Source organism: Pseudomonas sp. 20-5, from assembly GCF_056782835.1.
In genome coordinates this window covers 837,462-856,037 of record NZ_CM165584.1, presented here as the reverse complement: position 1 = coordinate 856,037, position 18,576 = coordinate 837,462, and the positions used below count along the sequence as shown (strand labels likewise).

Below are 18,576 nucleotides of genomic sequence, written 5' to 3'. Positions count from 1 at the left end.
GATGTCCACTCTGAGCACCGACCAACTGCTCCATGCCTACCGCGTGATGCGCACCATCCGCGCCTTCGAGGAACGCCTGCACGTCGAGTTCGCCACGGGCGAGATACCCGGCTTCGTCCACCTCTACGCCGGCGAGGAAGCCTCCGCCGCCGGCGTGATGGCGCACCTGCGCGACGACGACTGCATCGCCTCCACCCATCGCGGCCACGGCCACTGCATCGCCAAGGGCGTAGACGTGCACGGCATGATGGCGGAAATCTATGGCAAGAAGACCGGGGTCTGTCAGGGCAAGGGCGGCTCCATGCATATCGCCGACCTGGAGAAAGGCATGCTCGGCGCCAACGGAATCGTCGGCGCCGGCGCGCCGCTGGCCGCCGGCGCTGCGCTGGCGGCCAAGCTGAAAGGCAGCGATGCGGTGGCGGTGGCCTTCTTCGGTGATGGCGGCTCCAACGAAGGCGCGGTGTTCGAGGCGATGAACCTGGCCTCGGTGTGGAACCTGCCGTGCCTGTTCGTCGCCGAGAACAACGGCTATGCCGAGGCCACCGCGGCCAACTGGTCGGTGGCCTGCGACCACATCGCCGACCGCGCCGCCGGTTTCGGCATGCCCGGGGTGACCGTCGACGGCTTCGACTTCTTCGCCGTCCACGAGGCTGCCGGCGCCGCCATCGAGCGCGCCCGCGCCGGCGAGGGGCCGTCGCTGATCGAAGTCAAGCTGACCCGCTACTACGGACACTTCGAGGGCGACGCACAGACCTACCGCGACCCCGACGAAGTAAAGCACTACCGGGAAACCCGCGACTGCCTCAAGCAGTTCCGCGAACGCACCTGCCACGCCGGCCTGCTCTCCGCCAGCGACCTGGACGCCATCGACGCCGAGGTCGAGGCACGCATCGAGGATGCCGTGCAGCGCGCGAAGAACGATCCCAAGCCGGAGCCGGACGACCTGCTGCGCGACGTCTACGTGTCCTATCCCTGAGCCGCCCGAAAACAAGAACGAGGAGAACCATCATGGCGAGAAAGATCAGCTACCAGCAGGCCATCAACGAGGCGCTGGCCCAGGAAATGCGCCGCGACCCGAGCGTCTTCATCATGGGCGAAGACAATGCCGGCGGCGCCGGCGCGCCCGGCGAGGACGACGCCTGGGGCGGCGTGCTGGGGGTCACCAAGGGCCTCTACCACCAGTTCCCCGGCCGTGTGCTGGATACCCCGTTGTCAGAGATCGGCTATGTCGGCGCCGCGGTCGGCGCCGCCACCCGCGGCATGCGCCCGGTGTGCGAACTGATGTTCGTCGACTTCGCCGGTTGCTGCCTGGACCAGATCCTCAACCAGGCCGCCAAGTTCCGCTACATGTTCGGCGGCAAGGCGGTCACCCCGCTGGTGATCCGTACCATGGTCGGCGCCGGCCTGCGCGCCGCCGCCCAGCATTCGCAGATGCTCACTTCGCTATGGACCCACATCCCCGGCCTCAAGGTGGTCTGCCCGTCGTCGCCCTACGACGCCAAGGGCCTGCTGGTCCAGGCGATCCGCGACAACGACCCGGTGATCTTCTGCGAGCACAAGCTGCTCTATTCGATGCAGGGCGAGGTACCCGAGGAGCTGTACAGCGTACCCTTCGGCGAGGCGAACTTCCTCCGCGACGGCGACGACGTCACCCTGGTGACCTACGGCCGCATGGTCCACCTGGCGCTGGACGCCGCCGCCAGCCTGGCGCGCCAGGGCATCTCCTGCGAAGTACTGGACCTGCGCAGCACCAGCCCGCTGGACGAGGACAGCATTCTCGAAAGCGTGGAAAAGACCGGCCGCCTGGTGGTGGTCGACGAAGCCAACCCACGCTGCTCGATGGCCACCGACATCGCCGCGCTGGTCGCCGAACGGGCCTTCTCCGCGCTGCGCGCGCCGATCCGCCGGGTCACCGCGCCCCATACGCCGGTGCCTTTCTCCGACGCCCTGGAAGACCTCTACATCCCCGACGCGGCGAAGATCGAGGCAGCCGTGCGCCAGGCCCTGGAAGGGAGGGACGCGGCATGAGCCGGATCCATACACTGACCATGCCCAAGTGGGGCCTGTCGATGACCGAGGGTCGGGTGGACGCCTGGCTCAAGGAAGAGGGCGCGCATATCGAGAAAGGCGACGAGGTGCTCGACGTGGAGACCGACAAGATCTCCAGCAGCGTCGAGGCGCCCTTCTCGGGCGTGCTGCGGCGCAAGGTGGCGCGCGAGGACGAGACCCTGGCGGTCGGCGCGCTGCTCGGCGTGGTGGTCGAGGGCGAGGCGAGCGACGAGGAGATCGACGCACTGGTGCAACGCTTCCAGGCCGAATTCGTACCCGCCGACGAGGACGCTGGGGATAGCGGACCGGCACCGCGGAAAGTCGAGCTGGACGGGCGCCTCCTGCGCTATTTCGACCGCGGCGAGGGCGATCCGGCGCTACTGCTGATCCACGGTTTCGGTGGCGACCTGAACAACTGGTTGTTCAACCACGAGGCGCTGGCCGCCGAGCGGCGGGTGATCGCTCTAGACCTGCCGGGCCACGGCGAGTCCGGCAAGGCCCTGGTGCGCGGCGACCTCGATGAACTCAGCGGCAGCGTGCTGGCCCTGCTCGACCACCTCGACCTGGAACAGGTACACCTGGCCGGTCACTCCATGGGGGGAGCGGTGGCGCTGAACTGCGCGCGCCTGGCGCCGCAGCGGGTGCTGTCGCTGAGCCTGATCGGCAGCGCCGGCCTCGGCGAGGAGATCAACGGCGACTACCTGCGCGGCTTCGTCGAGGCGGCCAACCGCAACGCGTTGAAGCCGCAACTGGTGCAGTTGTTCTCCGACCCCGCGCTGGTCACCCGGCAGATGCTCGAGGACATGCTCCGCTACAAGCGCCTGGAAGGCGTCGATGCGGCCCTGCGCCAGTTGCTGGACAACCTGTTCGCCGACGGTCGCCAGCGCAACGACCTGCGTGCCGTGGCGAGCGAGGGCCGCCAGCCGGTCCTGGCGATCTGGGGCAGCGATGACGCGATCATCCCGGCGCGGCATGCCGAGGGCCTGCCAGCCCAGGTGGAGATCATTCACGGACAGGCGCACATGGTGCAGATGGAAGCCGCCGAGCAGGTCAACCGCCTGCTGCTCGACTTCCTCCGCCAGCATTGAGGAGACGACCGACATGAACAGTTCCCCGCAAGCCAACGCGGCGATGCGCGCCGCCGTCTGGCACGGCCGCCACGATATCCGCGTGGAAGACGTGCCGCTCCCGGCCGAGCCGCCGCCCGGCTGGGTGCAGATCCGCGTGCACTGGTGCGGCATCTGCGGCTCCGACCTGCACGAATACCTGGCCGGCCCGGTATTCATCCCCGTGGAGGCGCCGCACCCGCTCACCGGCCTCAAGGATCAATGCATCCTCGGCCACGAGTTCAGCGGCGAAATCGTCCGCCTCGGCAACGGCGTGACCGGCTTCGCCGTCGGCCAGGCGGTCGCCGCAGACGCCTGCCAGCATTGCGGCACCTGCTACTACTGCCGGCATGGGCTGTACAACATCTGCGAGAACCTGGCCTTCACCGGGCTGATGAACAACGGCGCCTTCGCCGAATACGTCAACGTACCGGCCAACCTGCTCTACGCCCTGCCGGCCGGATTTCCCAGCGAGGCCGGCGCGCTGATCGAGCCGCTGGCGGTGGGCATGCACGCGGTGAAGAAGGCCGGCAGCCTGCTCGGGCAGAACGTGGTGGTGGTCGGCGCCGGCACCATCGGCCTGAGCACCATCATGTGCGCGCGCGCCGCCGGCGCGGCACAGGTGATCGCCCTGGAGATGTCCTCGGCGCGCAAGGCCAAGGCCCTGGAGGTCGGCGCCAGCCAGGTGCTCGACCCCTCGCGGTGCGACGCCCTAGGCGAAATCCGCGCCCTCACCGGCGGGCTTGGCGCCGACGTCAGCTTCGAATGCATCGGCAACAAGCACACCGCCAAGCTGGCCATCGATGCCATCCGCAAGGCCGGCAAGTGCGTGCTTGTGGGAATCTTCGAGGAGCCCAGTGAATTCAATTTCTTCGAGCTGGTTTCCACCGAGAAGCAGTTGCTCGGGGCCCTCGCCTACAACGGCGAGTTCGCCGACGTGATCGCCTTCATAGCCGACGGCCGCCTCGACATCGCACCGCTGGTGACCGGTCGCATCGGCCTGGAAGAAATCGTCGAGCGCGGTTTCGAAGAGTTGGTGAACAACAAGGAGCACAACGTGAAGATCATCGTCTCGCCGGGCGGCTGACGCTTCAGCCCTTGTCGCGCTTGCGACACAGCCCCGCGGCCGGCGGGGCTTGCTTTACGAAACGCAGAGACGCGGGCGGAGGCTCAGAACCACTTGTCGTTGCGCTTGCGCCGCACCCTCAGCAGCGACGGCAGGATCAGCCCGGCGAACAGGCCGGCGCCGGCGATGCTGCCGCCGTAGACCATGTAGCGCATCAGCACCTGCTTGTTCTCGTCGCCCAGTTGCGCCTGCACCGCACGCAGGTCGGAGCGGGCCTTGCCGAGCTCGGCGTCCAGGTTGCTGCGCGCCGCCTGCAATTCGTCGATCAACTTCTTGCGCGTGTCGAGGGTTTCCTGCATGCCCTGCACGCGGGTCTTCCAGGTGTCGTTGATGCCGTCCAGCTCGGCGGTCAGGGCGGCCACCTTCTGTTCCAGTTGCGGCAGGCGCTCGGCCTGGCCGGGAACCTCCTGCAAGTCGCGGCTGGGAATCCACACGGTGCTGCCGTTCTCGCCGCGCACCTGGCTGTAGTTGCCCTGGGTGCCAAGCAGCTCGACCTTCTGCCCGGAGGTGAGGGTGCCGACGATGCGATAGCCATCGGTGGGGCCGCTGCGCACGAAAGTGGCCAGGCTGTCGCTCACCCAGCGCGCGTTGCCGGTCGCCTCCTCGGCCTGCGCCGGGGCGCCGGCCGCCAGCAGGCCGCCGAGCAGGCAGGCTCCGATGACGCGGTTCTGGAACGGGGAAAGAGCGGCGGGGATGCGACGGGATAGGGACATGGCAATCTTCACATGGCGAGAGAACGAAACCCGCAAAGGGGAGCGAAAAAGCCGGCCAGTCGAATTGTTATGGACAAGCGCGCGACCGGGGCGGGGCTACCGCATGGCCAAGGGCCATGCGCCCGGCCCGGTTGGGCCGACGGCTGACAGACAGCGCTCGGGGCGATTGAGTTCACTCGTTTCCGCAGGAATGGATGGATGGTTGTAACAGCAGAATGCCAGGCCTGCCGACGGCCAGCGCTGCCCAGGCTGCGACCTGTCCGGATGATCCCCGGGGTACGACGGTATCTACGCCAAGGCAGAGGCTCCCTCGCCTGTACCACGCTCCACCGGTCGGATGGCGTGCTGCGATACAGCGGGCCCGTCAGGCGGCCAACCGCAGGCGGTCACTCGCTCGCCATCGCCGCCAGGTCGCGGCCGTCGCCGGCCCTTTCCATCATTCCTCTGCCAGGTGCCCGGCGAAGGTAGTGGCGCTGTAGCGCTCGCGGAACAGCCCCTTCTCCACCAGGCGCGGCACCACCTGTTCGAGGAACAGCCGCAGCGAGCCGACCGAGCCTCCCGGCGCGGCGATGAAACCGTCCATGGCGCCGGCGGCGGCCCAGTCGACGATCTGCTCGACGGCATCGTCCACCGTACCGATGACCTGCCAGTGCGCCGCGGAAACCACCTCGGGGCGCAGCAGCAACTGGTCCAGGCGTAGCGTCTCGCGCTCGATCAGGCGCCGCAGCAGGTCGGTGTGGGTGCGGCTGCCGGGGTTGGCCACCGGCGGCGGCAGGTCGGCCGCGGAAATCGGCCGGTCCAGCGGCCAGTCGCTGAGGTCGAGGCCGAGCATCTGCCTGATCGTGGCGAACTTGCGCGTGCGGTCCAGGCGCGCGTGGGTCTGCATGAAGATTTCCCGCGCCTCCTCGCGGCTCTCCGCCAGGTACAGGCTGAAGCCCGGCAGCAGGCGCACGTCGCGCGGCGAGCGACCGTGGCGTTCGGCGCGGCGGGAAAGGTCGCGGCGCAGTTCCAGGGCAGCCTCCTTGTCCGGGGTCGGCGCGAACACCAGGTCGGCCACCGAGGCGGCGAAGTCGCGCCCGCTCTCGGAGGCGCCGGCCTGCACCAGGGGAATCCGCGCCTCGCCGAAGGCCGGCAGGTTGAGCGGTCCCTTGACCTTGAGGAATTCGCCGTCGTGGTCGACCGGGTGCACCCGGGAAACGTCGGCGTAGCGGCCGCTCTCGCGGTCGACCAGGAGTGCCTCGCGGGGGAAGCTGTCCCACAGGTCGTGCACCAGCCGGGTGAACTCGGCGGCGCGCGCGTAGCGCTGCTCCGCATCGGGCATCGCGTCCAGGCCGAAGTTCTCGTGGCCCTGCAGCGCGGTGACGATGTTCCAGCCGGCGCGGCCGTTGCTGATCCAGTGCAGCGATTGCAGCTGCCGGGCCACCACGTAGGGCGGATAGAACGTGGTGGAGACCGTCGACACCAGGCCGATCCGCGAGGTTTCGCGGGCGACCGCGGCAAGCAGTACGGTGGGATCCAGGCTGGCGAAGCCGGAGCCGGTCTCCAGCACGTCCAGTGGCAGGCTGCTGACGTCCGGGCGAAACACGAAGTCGAGGTGGGCGGCTTCGGAGCGCCTGGCGATGTCGACGGCGAAATCGCTGCCGAAGATGCCTTCGATATTGCTGTCGGGGCGCCGCCAGGCATCGCCGCTGAGCCAGGTGGGGGCCAGCGACATGCCGATGTGCAGGCGTTTCGGGGTACTCATCGTGCCAATCTCCTGTATGGGCTCTGGGGCTGGGCCGGCCCTGCGCGGGGCCGGCTTCTCGGGGCGCCTAGAAGGTGCCCTTGATGCCGATGCCGAGGGTCCGCGGCTGCGTCATGCTCGCCTCGATGCCGCCGATCCCCCGGTTTTCCTGCATGTAGGTGGGCGAGCGGTCGTCGAACACGTTCTTCACGTAGCCATAGAGCTGCACCTGGTCGTTGAAGCGGTAGCTGGCGCGGGCGTCGGTGAGGGTGTAGGCCTTGATCGAGTAGGCCTTGGTGTTGGCGGTGTCCGAGTAGTAGCCGTCCAGGTAGCGCACCTGGGCGTTCAGGTTGAGGCGCTCGGTGACGTCCCAGCTCGGTCCGAAGCTGAGGGTATAGCCCGGCGAGCGGGCGAACTCGTTGTGCTCGTAGCCGGTATTGCCGGACATCTCGTCGATCCGGGTGCGTAGCACGCCGGCGCTGGCCTTCAGCCGCAGGTCGTCGCGCAGGCGATAGTCGAGGTCCAGCTCCATGCCGTAGGCGTGGGCCTTCTCGGCGTTGATGGTGTACGACTGCGCCACCCCCGGCGAAACCACCACCGGGATGTTGTACTGGGCGTCCTTGAAATCCATGAAGAACAGGTTGCCGTTCAGCAGCAGGCGGCCGTCGAGCAGGCTGGCGCGGGTGAACAGTTCGTAGTTCCAGATGGTTTCTTCCTTGAAGTAGGCCCAGTTGCGGGTGGTCAGGTTGAGCGACACGCCGCCGGGGTTGTAGCCGCGGCTGACCAGGCCGCCGACGGTCCAGTCCGGGGTCGCGGCGAAGGCCAGGGAGACTTTCGGCAGGAAGGCCGAGAAGGTCTTCTGGTAGTCCAGCGGACGCGGCGCCAGCACCGAGTTGCCGCTGCGCTCGATGCGATCCTCCTGGTAGCGCAGGCCGGTGGTCAGGGTCCAGCGGTCGCTCAGGCGGTAGTTCAGCTCGCCGAACACACCGAGGTTCTTCTTCGTGTCGTCGAAGGCCGACAGCCCGCGCAGGTGCAGTGTCTCGTCGGTGCGGGTGCGGGCGTAGTAGACCCCGCCCATGCCGCTGATCCGGTCCTCCTGCTCGCCGAAGCTGATCCGCGATTCGTTGGAGGCGTTCTTCTGGCGGATGTCGGCGTCGCCCTCGCCGCCCGCGCCGGTGGTGCGGTGCACCGAGGACAGCGAGTACTGCGCCTGGTTGAACAGGCGGATGCCGTTGTCGAGGTCATAGGCGACGTCGAGGATGCTGGTGTTGGTGTCCTGCTCCCAGCTGGGCATGGTGGTCGAGCGATGGTCGAGCTTGTCGAACGGGCGGGTCGCCGCTTCCTGGGTCGGGCGGTTGCTGTCGTTGTGGGAGAAGGTGAACTTGCTCTCCAGGCCCGGAATTCCGCTGGGCAGCCAGAGCAGCTTGGCGCGCGCGTTGAGGGCGCGGAAGTCCTGGTCGGTGCCGCTGTCCTGGAACTTCGGGTTGTCGTAGTCGATGAAGGTGTCGCGGCCCGCGTAGTCCACCGCCAGGCGCCCGGCGAAGTCCTGCGCCAGCGGGCCGGACACTGCGATCGAGCTGCGCCGCGAATGGTAGCTGCCGATCTCCGCCTGGTAGGCAGCCTCGGGGCTGAAGGTCGGGTCCTTGGTGTTGACGATGATCGCCCCGGCGATGGCGTTGGCGCCCTGGGAGGTGGTCTGCGGGCCGCGGAACACCTCGATGCTGTCGACGTCCCAGACCGAGGTCGCGCCGAAGAACATCTCGTTGTAGTTCAGGTAGTGGCCATCGAGGTTGATCGTCGCCCGCGGCACTGTGCCGCCCCAGAACACGTTCTGCCCGTTGTTCGGGCCCTGGGTGTCCTGGCCGCGGATGATCGGCGCGCCCACCGAGTCGGTGTAGACCACGTTGGGACTGCCATTGATCACCTCGGCGACCGAGGCGTTGCCGGTCTGCTTGCGGTCGATGTCGCGGGCGCTGGTGAGCGATACCGAGGACGCCGTGTCCTTCAGCGAGCGTTCACGTTTCTCGCCGGTCACGACCAGCGCCTCGAGGGCGGCGGGTTCGTCCTCGGCGGGCGGGTTTTCCCGGGCCAGTGCCGATGGCGAGGCGAGCAGGGTGGACAGCGTGACGACGCCGATTCCCCGGTTGAGCGTGCGGTGCGTGCGGGCGTTCAAGGATCTTCTCCAAATGGGAATGACTCTCTTTTCCATTCAGGCTATCACGCCACCAGAATATTCCTCAATGGGGAATAGATTCCTCATTGCGAAATATGAAATCTCCTACGCCCGTCCCTTCCGCGGCGCCCCACCGCCCCGGGGAATCGGTATCATGGGCGCCGCCCGCGCCACCGCAGCGCGGACCGAAGCCTATGGATCAACCGTGGTGAGGAGACCGAGCCGTTGAATACTTCGCAGCCCCCGGCGCACGAGATGCCGGACGCCCCGGGCGAAAAGCGCTCCGGCACCATCCAGTCGGTGTCCATCGCCGCGCGCTTCCTGAAGACCCTGGCCAACGCCGAAGGCGAGCTGGCCCTCGGCGAAGTGGCCCGGCGCACCGGCACCGGCGGCTCCACCGCGCACCGCTACCTGCAGAGCCTGGTGAAGGAAGGCCTGGCCCGCCAGGACCCGCTCAGCGGTCTCTACGACCTCGGGCCGGCGGCGCTGAGCATCGGCATAGGCGCGCTGAAGCGGATCGACGCGGTGGATATCGCCGCCCGCCACATGAAGGCCCTGGCCCAACGGCATGCCGCCAGCGGCGGGGTGGCGATCTGGACCGAGCGCGGCCCGACCCTGGTGCGCTGGTACCGCAGCGCCTATTTCTCGATCAACCCGCTGGCCCTGGGCGATATCCTGCCCATCGACAATACCGCTTGCGGCCTGGTGTTCCAGGCCTTCCTGCCGAAGGCCGTGGTCGACGCCGCGCGCAAGCAGCAACCGGCGCACTTCCGCGGCAGCCCGCCGAGCCGCGCGCTGCTCGACGAGGTGCGTGAGCGCTGCTGGGCCGAACTGACCAGCCACCTGCTGTCGAATGTCACCGGCCAGGCGGCGCCGGTGTTCGACGCCCAGCAGGAGATCGTCTGCGCCATGACCACGGTGACCGATCTCGGCCAGTTGCAGTCGGCGGAAGACCGCGACGCGCTGTTCCACGAGGCGCTGCAGGTCAACCAGTCCACCGGTGGCCTGGTACTCCACCCCGGCATGCGGCCGCCGCCGCGCTGAGCCACCTCAGCCCCGCGCGTCGGCGGCGATCCCGCGCGGCACCAGCAGCGGCGTGCCGCTGACCGGGTCGGCGATGATCAACGAGCGCAAGCCGAACACCTCCTCCACCAGACGCTCGGTGAAGATATGCGCCGGCGCGCCCTCGGCGAGGATCGCGCCGTCACGCATGGCGATCAGGTGCGAGGCATAGCGGCAGGCCTGGTTGAGGTCGTGCAGCACGGCGACGATGGTGCGCCCCTGGCGATTCAGCTCGGCGAGCAGTTCGAGCAATTCGATCTGGTGGACGATATCCAGGTAGGTGGTTGGCTCGTCGAGCAGCAGCAACGGGGTTTCCTGCGCCAGCACCATGGCGATCCACACGCGTTGCCGCTGGCCGCCGGAGAGCGCATCGAGCGGTCGCTCGGCCAGGCCGTCGACCCGCGTGGCGCGTAACGCCGCCGCTACCGCGCGCTCATCCGCCGGCGACCACTGGCGCAGGAACGACTGGTGCGGATAGCGCCCGCGCGCCACCAGCTCGGCCACCGTGATGCCATCCGGCGCCAGCGCGCTCTGCGGCAGCAGGCCGAGACGCCGCGCCACTTCCCGTCCCGGCAGGCTGTGGATATCCCTGCCGTCCAGCACCACCCGGCCCTCGGCCGGCGCCAACAGGCGCGACAATGCCGCCAGCAGGGTCGACTTGCCGCAGGCGTTGGGCCCGACGATCACACTGAACGAACCCTCGGGGATGGCCAGCGAGAGATTCCGCGAAACGGTTCGCGCGTCGCGGCGCAAGGTCACGGCGTCCGCGTGCAGGCGATGGGTCATGGGAGGTTCCTGGATAAGAATGGCTCGAATATGTGGAATCGATTCTACATTATGGAATAGACTGCATGAGAAGCATTATCATATGAATCCGTCCGCCCGGCTTCCCCTACAGCGAAAACAGCCTTCATGCCGACCCGCCGCCGCTCCGCCCTGCCGTTACTCGCCCTCGCCCTGAGCCTGTTCGCCACCCTCGCCGCGGCCGGGGAGCCGAAGCCGGCGCGGATCGTCTCCACCACCCCGAGCGTCACCGGCATCCTGCTGGCGATGGACGCACCGCTGGTGGCCAGCGCCGCCACCACGCCAAGTCGCCTGACCGACGCCAAGGGCTTCTTCTCGCAATGGGCGAAGGTCGCCGACCAACGTGGCGTCGAGGTGCTCTACCGCAACCTGCGCTTCGACATCGAAGCGGTGATCGCCCAGGATCCGGACCTGCTGGTCGCCTCCGCCACCGGCGCCGACAGCGCCGCGCCATACCGTGCGGAGCTGGAGGCGCAGGGCGTACCGACGCTGGTGGTCGACTACTCGAAACACAGCTGGCAGGAACTGGCTACCGAGCTGGGCCGGCACACCGGCCTGGAACGCCAGGCGCAGGCCGCCATCCAGCGCTTCGACGCCTACACCGCCGAAGTCGCCGCGGCCATCGCGCCGCCGCAGGGCCCGGTCAGCGTGGTCGGCTACAACATCGCCGGCAGCTATTCCATCGGCCGCCAGGCCAGCCCCCAGGCACGCCTGCTCGAGGCCCTCGGCTTCCAGGTGGCGGAACTGCCGGAGGCGCTGGCGGGCAAGGTGACGCGCGCCTCGGACTTCCAGTTCATCTCGCGGGAAAACCTGCCCGCCGCCATCGCCGGCGACAGCGTGTTCCTGCTCGGCGCCAGCGACGACGACGTGCAGGCGTTCCTCGCCGACCCGGTGCTGGCCAACCTGTCGGCGGTCCGCGAAAAGCGCGTGTACGCCCTGGGCCCCAGTTCCTTCCGCATCGACTATTACTCGGGACGGCAGATGATCGACAACGTCGCCCGCCATTTCCGCTGAGCCATGCGCCCGTTCGCCGGAAGTCCGCTCATGCAGGCGTCCCCGATGCGCCGCCGGCGCCTGCGCGCCTGGGGCCTGCTCGCCGGCGCGCTGCTGCTCGCGCTGGCGGCCCTGGCCAGCCTGGCGCTGGGCTCGCGGCCGGTGCCCCTGGCGGTCACCCTGGACGCCCTGCAAGCCGTCGATCCGCACGATGATCGCCACCTGGTGGTACGCGAACTGCGCCTGCCACGCACCCTGGTGGCGCTGCTGGCCGGCGCGGCGCTGGGAGTGGCCGGCGCGCTGATGCAGGCGCTGACGCGCAATCCGCTGGCCGAACCCGGCCTGCTGGGGATCAACGCCGGCGCGGCGCTGGCGGTGATCGTCGGGGTCGCGCTGTTCGACCTGGCGAGCATGGGCCAGTACCTCGGTTGCGCCTTCCTCGGCGCCGGCCTGGCCGGCATCGCCGTATTCCTTCTCGGCCAGGCCCGCGAGACCGGCACCAACCCGGTGCGCCTGGTGCTGGCGGGTGCCGGCTTGTCAGTGATGCTCGCCTCGCTGACCGGGATCATCGTGCTGAACGCCCCGCCGGAAGTCTTCGACCGCTTCCGCCACTGGGCCGCCGGCTCGCTTTCCGGCAGCGGCTTCGCCCTGCTCGGATGGCCGGGCCTGGCCATCGGCGCCGGGCTGGCCGCCGCCTTCGCCCTCGCCGCCAGGCTCAATGCCCTGGCCTTGGGCCAGGAGATCGGCCGGGCGCTCGGCGTCGACCTGCGCCTGACCTGGCTGCTCGCCTGCCTGGCGGTGATGCTGCTGGCCGGCGCGGCGACCGCCCTGGCCGGGCCGATCGCCTTCGTCGGCCTGGTCGCCCCGCACCTCGCGCGACTGCTGGCCGGACCGGACCAGCGCTGGATCCTGCCTTTCTCGGCGCTGATCGCCGCCGGCCTGCTGCTCGGCGCCGACATCCTCGGGCGGCTGCTGGCGGCGCCGGCGGAGATCGCCGCCGGAATCGTCGCTTTGCTGCTCGGCGGACCGGCCTTCATCGTCCTGGTCAGGCGCTTCCGCCTGAGCCGCCTGTGAACGGTCTCCACGCCCTGCGCCTGGGCTCCCTGTCGCTGCGTTGGCGGCCACGGGCGGCGCTGGCCTGCCTGGTCCTCGCGGGGGTCGGACTGGCGCTGGCAGCGGCGCTGCTGGGGACCGGCAGCCTGGCGCTGGGCCCGGCAGAGGTGTTCGCCAGCCTGCTCGGCCAGGGCCAGGACCCCACCGCCCAGCGCATCGTCCAGCGCGTACGCCTGCCACGGGTGCTCACCGCCTGCCTGGTCGGCGCCGCGCTGGGCATGGCCGGGGCGATCTTCCAGTCGATCTCGCGCAATCCGCTGGGCTCGCCCGACGTCATCGGTTTCACCACCGGCGCCGCCAGCGGCGCCATCGTGCAGATCATCCTGTTCGATGCCGGCCCGCTGGCCACCTCGCTGGCGGCGCTGGCCGCCGGCCTCTGCACGGCGCTGGCGGTGGTGCTGCTGGCGCGCCGGGGCGCCACCGCCGGCGGCTACCGCCTGGTGCTGGTGGGCATCGGTGTCGGCGCCAGCCTGTCGGGCCTGAACAGCCTGCTGCTGGTCACCGGCAACCTCGACCAGGCGATGTACGCCCAGCTCTGGCTGGCCGGCTCGCTGAACACCCGGACCTGGTCGCACGTCGTCCCGGCAGCGCTGGGCCTGCTCGCCAGCGTGCCGCTGGCGCTGTACCACGGTCGTCGCCTGGAAGTGCTGGAGCTGGGCGATGCCAGCGCCGCCCAGCTCGGCGTGGCGGTGGAGCGCGTGCGCTTGCAGATGGTTCTGGTCGCCGTCGGCATGACCGCCATCGCCACCGCCGCGGCCGGCCCCATCGCCTTCATCGCCCTGGCCGGCCCGCAACTGGCCCGGCGCCTGACCCGCTCGGCCGGGGTGCCGTTGCTGTCCGGCGCATTGATGGGCGCGGTCCTGCTGCTGGCCGCCGACCTGCTCGGCCAGCGCCTGGCATACGTCGCCAACCTGCCGATCGGCCTGATGACCGGCCTGCTCGGCGGTTTCTACCTGCTCTGGCTACTGCTGCGCAGCCGCCGGATCTGAAGCCCCGGCCTCAACGACCGCCCAGGCTGCCGCCGCCGTCGACACCGATCACCTGGCCGGTGACGAACGAAGCGCCCTCGCTGAGCAGGAACTCGATCAGCGCGGCCACTTCGTCCGGCCGCCCGAGCCGCTGCATGGGGATGGTCGAGAGAATCCGCCGTTCCTCCTCGCCGCCGACCGGGCGGGTCTGGCGGAACAGCTCGGTCTCGATCGGCCCGGGCGCCACCGCGTTGACCGTGATGCCCAGCGGCGCCAGCTCCAGCGCCCAGGTGCGAGTCACCCCGACCAGCGCGCTCTTCGCCGCGGCGTAGGCGGTGCGTTCGCGGGCGCCGTGGATCGCCCGGCTGCACAGGTTGACGATGCGGCCCGCCGGCGAACGCTTGAGCCCCGGCAGGCAGGCCTGGGCAAGCTGCACGGCGACCCGCACGTTGAGGTCGAAGACCTGTTGCAGAGCGGCCAGGTCGAGGTTCTCCAGGCTTTGCGGCAAGGCGATCCCGGCGTTGTTGACCAAGGCATCCACGGCGCTTTCCGAGAGCAATCCGCGCAGCGTCTCGGCGGTTTGCGCAGGATCGGCCAGGTCGCAGCACAGCAGACGTCCAGGAAAGTCGTCGCTCGCATGGCGGGCGATGCCCACTACACTCCAGCCGGAGGCCGCCAAGCGCCTGGCCAGGGCCAGGCCGATGCCACGGGTGGCGCCGGTGACCAGCGCGGTACGATGATTCGTCATGACGATTCCCCTGTGTGAAATGGTCCCCCCGACGCCGCACCTTACGCCTCGCCGGCGGCCGGCGACAGCCCGCGGACTTTCTCCGACGCCGCGCTTCGGCGGCAACCCCAGACACTGGCCAGGACCTGCGAGGCCGTTGCCGCGCCCCGCCAGGGAAGCCGCGAGCGCCGGCCAGGATGTACACTGCATCCCCTGTATCGACCCGGCCGCCTCGCGGCCCCCGTCGCAGCAAGCAGAGAACAAGAGGAACGATGATGAGCGTCGCTAACGGTCTCCCCGTCTCCATTCGCCAGGCGGTGACAGCATGATCGAGGTCACCGAGGTTTCCATCGCCGAGCTGCGTGACGCGCTCGAGTCCGGTCGTACCACGGCGGTCGAACTGGTCCAGGCCTACCTGGCGCGGATCGACGCCTACGATGCACCCGGCACGCCCACCGCGCTGAACGCGGTGGTGGTGCGCAATCCCGATGCGCTGGCCGAAGCGCAGGCCTCCGACGCCCGCCGGGCGCGTGGCGAGCCCCTCGGTCCGCTGGACGGCATTCCCTACACCGCCAAGGACAGCTACCTGGTCAAGGGCCTCACCGCGGCTTCCGGCAGCCCGGCGTTCAAGGACCTGGTGGCCCAGCGCGATGCCTTCACCGTCGAGCGCCTGCGCGCCGCCGGGGCGATCTGCCTGGGCAAGACCAACATGCCGCCCATGGCCAACGGCGGCATGCAGCGCGGCGTCTACGGCCGCGCGGAGAGCCCGTACAATGCCGCCTACCTCACCGCGCCCTTCGCCTCGGGGTCCTCCAATGGCGCCGGCACCGCCACCGCGGCCAGCTTCGCCGCCTTCGGCCTGGCCGAGGAAACCTGGTCGAGCGGGCGCGGCCCGGCGTCGAACAACGGCCTGTGCGCCTACACCCCTTCGCGCGGGGTGATCTCGGTGCGCGGCAACTGGCCGCTGACGCCGACCATGGACGTGGTGGTGCCCTATGCGCGGAGCATGGCCGACCTGCTGGAAATCCTCGACGTAGTGGTCGCCGACGATCCCGATACCCGCGGCGACCTCTGGCGCATGCAGCCCTGGGTGCCGATCCCCAAGGCCTCCGAGGTACGCCCGGCGAGCTACCCGGCCCTGGCCGCAGGCGCCGAGGCCCTGGCCGGCAAGCGCTTCGGCGTGCCGCGCATGTTCATCAACGCCGACCCCGATGCGGGCACCAGCGAGTCCCCCGGGATCGGCGGCCCGACCGGCCAGCGCATCCATACCCGGCCCTCGGTCATCGCCCTCTGGGAACAGGCGCGCAAGGCCCTGGAAGCCGCCGGCGCCGAAGTGATCGAGGTGGACTTCCCGCTGGTGTCGAACTGCGAAGGCGACCGACCCGGCGCGCCCACCGTGTTCAACCGCGGCCTGGTGTCGAAGGAATTCCTCCACGACGAGCTGTGGGAACTCTCGGCCTGGGGCTTCGACGACTTCCTGCGCGCCAATGGCGATCCGAAGCTGAACCGCCTGGCGGATGTCGACGGCCCGCAGATCTTCCCCCACGACCCCGGCACCCTGCCCAACCGCGAGGGCGACCTGGCCGCCGGCATGGACGAATACGTGCGGATGGCCGAGCGCGGCATCAAGCCCTGGGACCGGATCGCGACCCTCCCCGATGGCCTGCGCGGCCTCGAGGAAACCCGGCGGATCGACCTCGAGGAGTGGATGCGACGCCTGCGCCTGGACGCCGTGCTCTTCCCCACCGTCGCCGACGTCGGCCCGGCGGACGCCGACGTCAACCCGGCCTCGGCCGACATCGCCTGGAGCAACGGTGTCTGGGTCGCCAACGGCAACCTCGCCATCCGCCACCTCGGCGTGCCGACGGTCACCGTACCGATGGGGGTGATGGCCGACATCGGCATGCCGGTGGGCCTGACCTTCGCCGGCCGCGCCTACGACGACTCGGCGCTGCTGCGCTTCGCCGCGGCCTTCGAGTCGACCGGCTCGCGGCGTATCGTGCCGCCGCGTACTCCACCGCTGGCAAGCAAGTGAAAGGCGCGGGCGGAAGGCTTCGCGTCTTGCGCCCACGCTCTTCCGTTCAAGGGAGTTATCGATGCAGCGACTCTTCGTCTACGGCAGCCTCGGCCCCGGCCGTCCCAACGAACACCTGATGCAGAAGATCGGCGGGCAATGGCAGGCGGCCAGCCTCCGCGGTCGCCTGCTGGAAAAGGGCTGGGGTGCCGGGATGGGCTTTCCGGGCCTGGCGATCGACGCCGACGGCGAGGAAATCCACGGCCATGTGTTCGTCTCCGACCGCCTCGCCGAGCACTGGCCCGCGCTGGATGAATTCGAAGGCACCGAATACCGGCGCGTGGCGACCCGGGTAACGCTGGCCGACGGCGCCCAGGTCGATGCCTACGTCTACGCCCTGCGCGACTGAGCGCTTGCCGGCGGCCTAGGGATTCGCACGCAAACCGCGCAGGGTCTTCGCGAGGACCCCGACCGCCGCCTCCAGCTCGTCCGTGGTGTAGGCGGCAAAGCCCATCAGGAAACCCGCTCGCGGTGGCGCGGCGAGATGCAGGGCGCTGAGCCCGACCAGCTCGACACCGGCGCGGTATGCCGCCGCGACGGCGCGCGTTTCGTCGATTCCCGCGCAAAGCAGTCCGGGCATCTGTAGCCCGCCGGCCGGCACGCGCGGCTCGACCAGGCCGCCCAGACGCTTGCCCACCCGCTCCGCGAGGAATCCCAGGCGCTCGCCGTAGAGATTGCGCATGCCGCGCACATAGGCGCCGAAATGGCCGCCGGCGATGAAGCGCGCCAGGGTCAGTTGCGCCAGCGAGGCGTTGTGCCCGTCCTGCAGGGAGCGGGCGACGGTCATCGGCGCCACCAGCGCCGGCGGCAGGACCATGTAGCCGATGCGCAGGCCGGGAAACAGCGACTTGGTGAACGTGCCGATGTAGAGCGTCCGCTCGTGGGCGTCCAGGCCTTGCACGCAGGCGGTGGGCCGGCCGGCGTAGTGGAACTCGCTGTCGTAGTCGTCCTCGATGATCCATGCCTGCTGCCGCTGCGCCCATTCGATCAGCGCCAGGCGGCGCTCCAGCGACAGGGTCACGCCGGTCGGGTAATGGTGCGACGGGGTCAGGCACAGCGCCCGCGCCGCCTGCGGCTGGGCGAGGATCGGCTCGGGCCGCAGGCCCTGTTCGTCGACCGGGACCGGCAGGCACTCCAGGCCTGCGGCCTCGAAGGCCTTGCGCGCGCCGTAGTAGGCCGGGTCCTCGACGAATATCCGCTCGCCGGCGTCGAGCAGCACGCTGGCGCAAAGACCCAGCGCCTGTTGCGAACTGGTCAGCACCAGTACCCGGTCGGCCGTGGCCCGTGCGCCACGCTCCAGGTTGACGTAGTCGGCGATCGCCTGGCGCAGCGGTTCGGCACCCTGCGGGTCGCCATGGGTCAGGGCGCGCGCGCCGTATTCCTTGAGGACCTGGCGCTGCAGGCGCTCCCAGGTCGACAGGGGAAAGGTGCGGGTCTCCGGCACGCCGGGAGCGAAGGGGCGCGGGACGAGCTGCTCGCGAACCCCGCCGCCAGCCTGCATCGCCTCGCCACGCCGGCTCAGTCGCGGCGCGCCGCCGCCCCGTCGTGGAGCGCCCGCGCCGCGCCGGCCGGGGGACAGCCGGGTAGCCGCGGCGACCACGCTGCCGCTGCCGACCCGACGCTCGATGAAGCCCTCGGCATGCAGGTGCGAATAGGCCGCTTCGACGGTGTCGCGGGATACCCCCAACGACTGCGCCAGCGCCCGCGAGGCCGGCAACGGATTGCCCGGCGCCAGCGCACCGTCGAGGATCAGTTGGCGGATCGCGCGCTGGATTCGCGCATGCAGCGGCAGGGCCTGGAGCTGTGGATGGAGGAGGCGCGCCTTGACCGACTCGAGCAGTGACTGCCTGAACAAATGGTCTGCCCTCGATTATCTAATTGGCGGGGTATGGCAAGCCATTAGGCGGCTATAAAAACAGCCGGGTCAAGACCCTCGGTCCCGGCC

16 protein-coding genes are annotated in these 18,576 nt (G+C 69.6%); 10 read left to right on the top strand and 6 right to left on the bottom strand.

Translation table 11 applies throughout. The features are described 5' to 3' along the window. The first annotated feature begins 1 nt into the window (after position 1). Genes AC1RB9_RS04035 through AC1RB9_RS04020 form a run of 4 tightly spaced genes read left to right on the top strand, consistent with a single transcriptional unit; the run spans position 2 to position 4,242 of the window. Positions 2–976: a thiamine pyrophosphate-dependent dehydrogenase E1 component subunit alpha gene (locus AC1RB9_RS04035; RefSeq protein ID WP_003112998.1), complete on the top strand. Its 975-nt coding sequence runs from the start codon at positions 2–4 to the stop codon at positions 974–976. A gap of 32 nt (positions 977–1,008) precedes the next feature. After that, positions 1,009–2,028 carry an alpha-ketoacid dehydrogenase subunit beta gene (locus AC1RB9_RS04030; protein WP_003104786.1) on the top strand — a complete coding sequence of 340 codons (1,020 nt, stop codon included), beginning with the start codon at positions 1,009–1,011 and terminating at the stop codon, positions 2,026–2,028. Continuing rightward, positions 2,025–3,137: an acetoin dehydrogenase dihydrolipoyllysine-residue acetyltransferase subunit gene (locus AC1RB9_RS04025; protein ID WP_003104784.1), complete on the top strand. Its 1,113-nt coding sequence runs from the start codon at positions 2,025–2,027 to the stop codon at positions 3,135–3,137. The genes AC1RB9_RS04030 and AC1RB9_RS04025 overlap by 4 nt, the downstream gene beginning before the upstream one ends. Before the next feature lie 43 nt (positions 3,138–3,180). Then, positions 3,181–4,242: a 2,3-butanediol dehydrogenase gene (locus tag AC1RB9_RS04020; protein ID WP_003104781.1), complete on the top strand. Its 1,062-nt coding sequence runs from the start codon at positions 3,181–3,183 to the stop codon at positions 4,240–4,242. 83 nt (positions 4,243–4,325) lie between these two features. Here the strand turns inward: AC1RB9_RS04020 and AC1RB9_RS04015 are convergent, their stop codons facing one another. The 3 genes from AC1RB9_RS04015 to AC1RB9_RS04005 form a co-directional block, all read right to left on the bottom strand. Beyond that, a complete protein-coding gene (locus AC1RB9_RS04015; protein ID WP_003454250.1) occupies positions 4,326–4,994 on the bottom strand; it encodes a TIGR04211 family SH3 domain-containing protein in 669 nt (222 codons plus the stop codon). A 436-nt stretch (positions 4,995–5,430) separates the two neighbouring features. Further along, the gene (locus tag AC1RB9_RS04010; protein WP_003118183.1) at positions 5,431–6,738 is read right to left on the bottom strand and encodes an NtaA/DmoA family FMN-dependent monooxygenase; all 1,308 of its coding nucleotides are present in this window, start codon (positions 6,736–6,738) and stop codon (positions 5,431–5,433) included. 67 nt (positions 6,739–6,805) lie between these two features. Then, on the bottom strand, positions 6,806–8,890 hold the full coding sequence (locus AC1RB9_RS04005) for a TonB-dependent receptor (RefSeq protein ID WP_003093526.1): 2,085 nt from the start codon (positions 8,888–8,890) through the stop codon (positions 6,806–6,808). Between the two features lie 255 nt (positions 8,891–9,145). On the opposite strand from AC1RB9_RS04005, the gene AC1RB9_RS04000 reads away from it, so the two are divergent. Further along, complete coding sequence (locus AC1RB9_RS04000; protein ID WP_003119004.1) at positions 9,146–9,934, top strand: IclR family transcriptional regulator; 789 nt, start codon at positions 9,146–9,148, stop codon at positions 9,932–9,934. Positions 9,935–9,940: 6 nt separating this feature from the next. On the opposite strand, the gene AC1RB9_RS03995 is transcribed toward AC1RB9_RS04000, so the two are convergent. Next, positions 9,941–10,738: an ABC transporter ATP-binding protein gene (locus AC1RB9_RS03995; protein WP_003119003.1), complete on the bottom strand. Its 798-nt coding sequence runs from the start codon at positions 10,736–10,738 to the stop codon at positions 9,941–9,943. A 126-nt stretch (positions 10,739–10,864) separates the two neighbouring features. On the opposite strand from AC1RB9_RS03995, the gene fepB reads away from it, so the two are divergent. From fepB to AC1RB9_RS03980, 3 genes are read left to right on the top strand one after another with little or no spacing between them, the layout of a single operon-like run. Continuing rightward, a complete protein-coding gene (gene fepB, locus AC1RB9_RS03990) occupies positions 10,865–11,770 on the top strand; it encodes a Fe2+-enterobactin ABC transporter substrate-binding protein (RefSeq protein ID WP_003093531.1) in 906 nt (301 codons plus the stop codon). A gap of 30 nt (positions 11,771–11,800) precedes the next feature. Continuing rightward, entirely contained in the window at positions 11,801–12,823 is a 1,023-nt protein-coding gene (locus AC1RB9_RS03985; protein ID WP_003118181.1) for a FecCD family ABC transporter permease, read from the top strand. Continuing rightward, a complete protein-coding gene (locus AC1RB9_RS03980) occupies positions 12,820–13,851 on the top strand; it encodes a FecCD family ABC transporter permease (protein WP_003119001.1) in 1,032 nt (343 codons plus the stop codon). The genes AC1RB9_RS03985 and AC1RB9_RS03980 overlap by 4 nt, the downstream gene beginning before the upstream one ends. Positions 13,852–13,861: 10 nt before the next feature. Here AC1RB9_RS03980 and AC1RB9_RS03975 read toward each other — a convergent pair whose 3' ends face one another. After that, entirely contained in the window at positions 13,862–14,578 is a 717-nt protein-coding gene (locus AC1RB9_RS03975; protein ID WP_003101310.1) for an SDR family oxidoreductase, read from the bottom strand. 304 nt (positions 14,579–14,882) lie between these two features. Here AC1RB9_RS03975 and AC1RB9_RS03970 point away from each other — a divergent pair, with 304 nt between their 5' ends. Together AC1RB9_RS03970 and AC1RB9_RS03965 are read left to right on the top strand one after the other, a co-directional pair. Further along, positions 14,883–16,592 (top strand): amidase, encoded by a 1,710-nt coding sequence (locus AC1RB9_RS03970; protein ID WP_003101313.1) that lies wholly within the window; start codon positions 14,883–14,885, stop codon positions 16,590–16,592. A gap of 61 nt (positions 16,593–16,653) precedes the next feature. Next, the gene (locus AC1RB9_RS03965) at positions 16,654–16,980 is read left to right on the top strand and encodes a gamma-glutamylcyclotransferase family protein (protein ID WP_003093540.1); all 327 of its coding nucleotides are present in this window, start codon (positions 16,654–16,656) and stop codon (positions 16,978–16,980) included. 15 nt (positions 16,981–16,995) lie between these two features. Here AC1RB9_RS03965 and pdxR read toward each other — a convergent pair whose 3' ends face one another. Further along, a complete protein-coding gene (gene pdxR / locus AC1RB9_RS03960; RefSeq protein WP_003454319.1) occupies positions 16,996–18,486 on the bottom strand; it encodes a MocR-like pyridoxine biosynthesis transcription factor PdxR in 1,491 nt (496 codons plus the stop codon). Between the last annotated feature and the right edge of the window lie 90 nt (positions 18,487–18,576).